General features: G+C 64.8%; 4 protein-coding genes and 1 pseudogene. All 5 read right to left on the reverse strand.

Translation table 11 applies throughout. The annotated features are described in order from the left end of the window. Window positions 1–191: 191 nt before the first annotated feature. Window positions 192–467, reverse strand: coding sequence for a hypothetical protein (locus CWO89_RS40540; RefSeq protein ID WP_130583865.1), 276 nt, complete (start codon window positions 465–467; stop codon window positions 192–194). A gap of 114 nt (window positions 468–581) precedes the next feature. Beyond that, window positions 582–1085, reverse strand: a complete 504-nt coding sequence (gene moaC / locus CWO89_RS40545) for a cyclic pyranopterin monophosphate synthase MoaC (RefSeq protein ID WP_130583866.1) — start codon at window positions 1083–1085, stop codon at window positions 582–584. 4 nt (window positions 1086–1089) lie between these two features. After that, entirely contained in the window at window positions 1090–1911 is an 822-nt protein-coding gene (trpC, locus tag CWO89_RS40550) for an indole-3-glycerol phosphate synthase TrpC (protein ID WP_130583867.1), read from the reverse strand. A 68-nt stretch (window positions 1912–1979) separates the two neighbouring features. Further along, a pseudogene (gene trpD / locus CWO89_RS40555) lies at window positions 1980–2992 on the reverse strand (anthranilate phosphoribosyltransferase). Window positions 2993–3063: 71 nt separating this feature from the next. Continuing rightward, window positions 3064–4965, reverse strand: coding sequence for a peptidylprolyl isomerase (locus tag CWO89_RS40560; protein ID WP_165421530.1), 1902 nt, complete (start codon window positions 4963–4965; stop codon window positions 3064–3066). Window positions 4966–5095: the final 130 nt, after the last annotated feature.

The following is a 5095-nucleotide window of genomic DNA, read 5'->3' on the forward strand; positions in this document are numbered from 1 at the left end:
TCAGTTCGATCGCAACGAAAATCGTGCCACAATGCCCGGCGGTGGGCGTGCTCTTGGTCGATGCTTGCATCAGACTCTCCGATGGTTCGAGTGTGGAAACCCAAACCTACCGGAAAGGGCGCGCTCACCGCCCCATGGAATCTACTGTCGAGCATTCGACTTGACGTCGCCCCGACCGCATTCAATTCGGTTCAGCGCGCGCGGATGGCGGATGAATCGGAGCGGTGGCTTCGCGGCCGCTTGCCGGCCGACCGGATCGGCGGATCCTGAGCCCACATCCCGTCACCCTGGCCGATGTAGCGCTGATAGCCGCCTGTATAGGGGTTGCCCGGACCTTTGTTCTGGCAATTGGCGTAGGGGTAGAACTGCGCGCAATAGCCGGGCTCGGAAATCACCTGCTGTGCCATTGCCGGCGCGCTGACGACGCAGAGCGCTACGGCCGCACCAAGAAGCTTGAAGGCCCACATGGCGTTGCTCCTTCGCGGGAGGTCACGCCAAATGTAACACCGTAAGCGGCGACGCACTCCGAGCTGCCGGGTCACAGCCGCGTGACAGGACGGTCGTGGCGAACACCATTTGAATCAGCGATCGTCGGCGCGGTAGTGGCCGGACTTGCCGCCCTGCTTCTCGACGAGATGGATCCCTTCGATGCGGACGCCGCGTTCCACCGCCTTGATCATGTCGTAGATGGTGAGGCAGGCGACCGAGACCGCGGTCAGCGCCTCCATCTCGACGCCGGTCGGGCCGGTGACCTTGACGGTCGCCTGCACGATGCAGCCCGGCAGCTTCTCGTCCGGCTCGATATCGACCGTCACTTTCGACAGCGCGAGCGGATGGCAGAGCGGGATCAGTTCCGAGGTGCGCTTGGCCGCCATGATGCCGGCAATGCGGGCAGTGCCGAGCACGTCGCCCTTTTTCGCGTTGCCGGAGACGATCAGCTCGAGCGTCGCCTTGCTCATGACCACGCGGCCTTCGGCGACCGCGGTGCGCTCGGTCGCGGGCTTGGCGGAGACGTCGACCATCCGTGCCTCGCCGCTGGCATCGATATGGGTGAGGGCAGGGCCGCCCTTCGACTTCTCCGCCATCGCTCTAACGGGTTCCAGTGGCGCGCGGCACGCTTTGGCGCGTCAGCAGCGCGCGGGTTGCCGCTGTTACATCGGCCTGACGCATCAGGCTCTCGCCGACCAGGAAGGTCGACATGCCCACGCGTTCGAGCCGGGCCAGATCGTCCGGCGTGAAGATGCCGCTTTCGCCGACCATCAGCCGCTCCTTCGGGATCAGCGGCGCTAAGGCCTCGCTGGTGGCGAGCGTGGTCTCAAAGGTGCGGAGATTGCGGTTGTTGACGCCGATCATCGGCGAGCGGAGCTTCAGCGCGCGGTCGAGTTCGGCGCCGTCGTGGATTTCGACCAGCACGTCCATGCCGAGCGCGAGCGCGGAATCCTCGATATCCTTGGCTGCGGCGTCATCGAGTGCGGCCATGATGATCAGGATGCAGTCGGCGCCGTGCGCGCGCGCCTCGACCACCTGATAGGTGTCGAACATGAAATCCTTGCGCAGCACCGGCAGATTGGTCGCCGCGCGCGCCGCGACCATGAAATCGAGATGGCCCTGGAACGAGGGCGTGTCCGTCAGCACCGACAGGCAGGCCGCGCCCCCGGCCTCATAGGCCTTGGCGAGGACAGGGGGATCGAAATCGGCGCGGATCAACCCCTTCGATGGCGAGGCCTTCTTGATCTCGGCAATCAGCGCGTAATCGCCGCGAGCATGCTTCTCACGGATCGCGCGCACGAACCCGCGTGGCGGCGACGCCGCCCTGGCGCGCGCCTCGATCTCGGAAAGCGGATGCGCGCGCTTGGCGGCGGCGATCTCCTCACGCTTGTAGGCTTCGATCTTCTTCAGGATATCGGACATCGCGATCGCCCTATATTTTTGAGCATGATCTTTTCGGAAAACCGGTTTCCACTTTTCCGGATCATGCTCTAGCTGTTTGAAACCGCGATCAGGTGCTTGAGCTTCGCGGCCGCAGCACCGCTATCCAACGAATTGGTCGCCAGCGCGACGCCTTCCTTCAAATCTTTGGCACGACCGGCGACGATCAGCGCCGCGGCGGCGTTGAGCAGCGCGACATCCCGATAGGCGCTCGGCTTGCCATTGAGCACGCTCGAGAGCGCCATCGCATTGGCATCGGCATCGCCGCCCTTCAGCGCCTCGCCGCCGACGCGGCCAAAGCCGGCATCATCCGGAGTGACTTCGAAGGTTCTGATATCGCCGTCTTCCAGCGCCGCGACGAAGGTCGGGCCGGTGAGGGTGATCTCGTCCAGCCCGTCGGAGCCGTGCACCACCCAGGCCGCTTCCGAGCCGAGGTTCTTCAGGACCTGCGCCAAGGGCTGTACCCATTGCCGCGAGAACACCCCGACCATCTGCCGCTTCACGCCGGCGGGATTGGAGAGCGGGCCGAGCAGGTTGAAGATGGTGCGGGTCGCAAGCTCGACCCGGGTCGGGCCGACATTCTTCATGGCCGGGTGATGGGCGGGGGCGAACATGAAGCCGATGCCTGCTTCCTGGACGCAGCGGCGACCTCGGCGGGCGTAAGATCGATCTTGACGCCGAGCGAGGCCAGCACGTCGGCGGCGCCCGAGCGCGACGACAGCGCGCGGTTGCCATGTTTTGCGACCGGCACGCCTGTGCCGGCGACAATGAAAGAGGCGCAGGTCGAGACGTTCACGGAGCCGGAACCGTCGCCGCCGGTGCCGACCACGTCGACGGCTTCGGCAGGCGCCGTCACCCGCAGCATCTTGCTGCGCATCGCCGACACCGCGCCGGTGATCTCGTCAACGGTCTCGCCGCGGACGCGCAAGGCCATCAGGAGGCCGCCCATCTGTGAGGGCGTGGCTTCGCCCGACATCATGCTGTCGAAGGCGCTTGCCGCTTCGTCGCGCGACAAGGTTGCGCCGGTGGCGACTTTCGCAATTATCGATTTCAGGTCGTCCATCGCGTGCTGGCTCGTGATTCAGTGACGCATGATCCGATCGGAAAACCGGTTCCCACTTTTCCGGATCATGCTCAGTTGTTGTTTGCGCCCGTCACCTGTGCGAAGGCGGCCTGATTGATTGTGGTTCCGATGTCGTGTTCGATCTTGTTGACGTATTGCGCGACCTGCTCGTCGGTCAATCCGCGCTGCAGCGCTTCTTTCAACTTCTTCACCTCCTCGGACGAGAGATCGACCGGCGGCACGATGATGTCGGTGACACGGAAGACGACGCGCTCGCCGCCGGTGCCCGTGGCCTGACCGACGCCATCCTTGGCGGTGCGGAAGGCCGCCGCGACCACGCTCTCGGGCACGCCCGGCAGCGAGGCGTCGCGGCGGAATTTATCTGATGTCTCGAGCTTGACGCCGAGCGTGGAGGCTTCGTCGGCGAGCTTGCCGCCGGCCTCGACCTTCTTGACGATCTCGGTCGCCTTGTCGCGCAGCCTGGTCGCGATCTGGTCCTCGCGCCATTTCGCCTCGACCTGGGCGCGCACCTCGTCGAGGCTGCGCTCGCGCGACGGCGTCACGCCGAGCACGTCGTACCAGACGTAGCCACCGCGGAACTGGATCGGCTCGTTGTCGACGCCGACATCGCTGCCAAAGGCCTGCGAAACCACATCTAGCCCGGTTGGAATGTTCGCCACGGGCTGGCCGTTCGGCATGCGTCCCGAGCGGTCGACGGCGTCGATGGTGACGGCGGTGAGCCCAAGCTTCTGCGCCGCCTCGACGAGGTTGGCGCCGCCGCCGCGCTCGTCTTCCATCTTGTTGTGGAGATCGGCGACCTTCTCGCGGGCGCGCTCGGCTGCGATCTGCTTCTTGATCTCGCCCGCCATGCTCTCATAGGTCGGCGTCGTGCCCGGCTCGATCTTGCCGACCTTGACCAGCGCCACACCAAAGCGGCCCTGCACCGGCTGGCTGACTTCGCCCGAGGGTAGGGAGAACGCCGCATCCGCCACCGCCGGATCGAGGATCGCCGACTTCGCGACCATGCCGAGATCGACGTCGGACAGATTGAGGTTGCGTTCCTTGGCGAGGTCGTCGAACGAGGTGGTCGAGGTCAGCCGCGCACGTGCGGCGGTGGCTTCTTCCACGTTCGGAAACACGATCTGCGATACTTCGCGCTTCTCCGGCGTGCCGAGCTGGTTGCGGCGCTGTTCGAATATCTTCTTCGCGTCCTCGTCGGAGACCTCGGTCCACTTGCCGATCTCCTCGGGCGTCACGACGACGAAGGCGATCTTGCGGAATTCGGGCGCGCGGAACTGGGCCTTGTGATCCTCGAAATAGGCGGCGAGCGCCTCGGGCGAGGGCGGGTCGATGGTGCCGGCCTGCGCCGCGTCGAGCTTGATGTACTCGATCGAGCGTTGCTCGTTCTGATAGCGGACCAGGGCCTCGATCAACGTCTTTGGCGGCTCGATGCCGGCTCCGATCGTGCCGGCGATCTGGCGGCGGAGGCCGACGCGGCGCTGCTCGGCGAGATAGCGCTGTTCGGTGTAGCCGAACTGACGGATCACGGACTGGAAGCGCTGCGGCTCAAACTGGCCGTTCAGCCCCTTGAAGTTCGGATCGTTGTAGATCGCGCGCATCGTCTCGTCCCGGGACTGGCCGAGCCGAAGCCGCCTGGCCTCCTCGTCGAGGGCTGCTTCCGCGATCGTCTGCTGCAATACCTGGCGGTCGAAGCCGAAGGCGCGCGCCTGGTCTGGGGTCAAAGGACGGCCGAACTGGCGGCCGATCTGCTGCAACCGGTCGGTGTAGATCTGACGGAATTGCTCGGTCGAGATTTCGGTGCCGCCAACCGTGGCGAGCGTCGACTGGCCAAATCCCTTGAAGATGTCGGCGATCCCCCAGATTCCGAAACTGACAATCAAAACGCCCATCACCACGGCCATGATAATCTTGCCGAGCCAGTTTGATGAGGCTGTCCGAATTCCTCGAAGCATGGGTCCAACTTGTTTGAAAAGGAGGGGAACCGGGTCGCGCCCGGGGATGATCCGATAAGCGGATTCCTTAAAGGGCGTCACCGAGTTGGGAACGCATCATAAAGTGGCAACTGCGCCGTCGCAACCTAGC

The organism is Bradyrhizobium sp. Leo170 (assembly GCF_004296405.1).
In the GTDB taxonomy this organism is placed as follows: domain Bacteria; phylum Pseudomonadota; class Alphaproteobacteria; order Rhizobiales; family Xanthobacteraceae; genus Bradyrhizobium.

Excerpts from the sequence above, each read along its gene's own strand:
- CWO89_RS40560 (WP_165421530.1), bottom strand. The coding sequence starts at position 4,965 with ATGCTTCGAGGAATTCGGACAGCCTCATCAAACTGGCTCGGCAAGATT.
- trpC (WP_130583867.1), bottom strand. The coding sequence starts at position 1,911 with ATGTCCGATATCCTGAAGAAGATCGAAGCCTACAAGCGTGAGGAGATC.
- moaC (WP_130583866.1), bottom strand. The coding sequence starts at position 1,085 with ATGGCGGAGAAGTCGAAGGGCGGCCCTGCCCTCACCCATATCGATGCC.
- CWO89_RS40540 (WP_130583865.1), bottom strand. The coding sequence starts at position 467 with ATGTGGGCCTTCAAGCTTCTTGGTGCGGCCGTAGCGCTCTGCGTCGTC.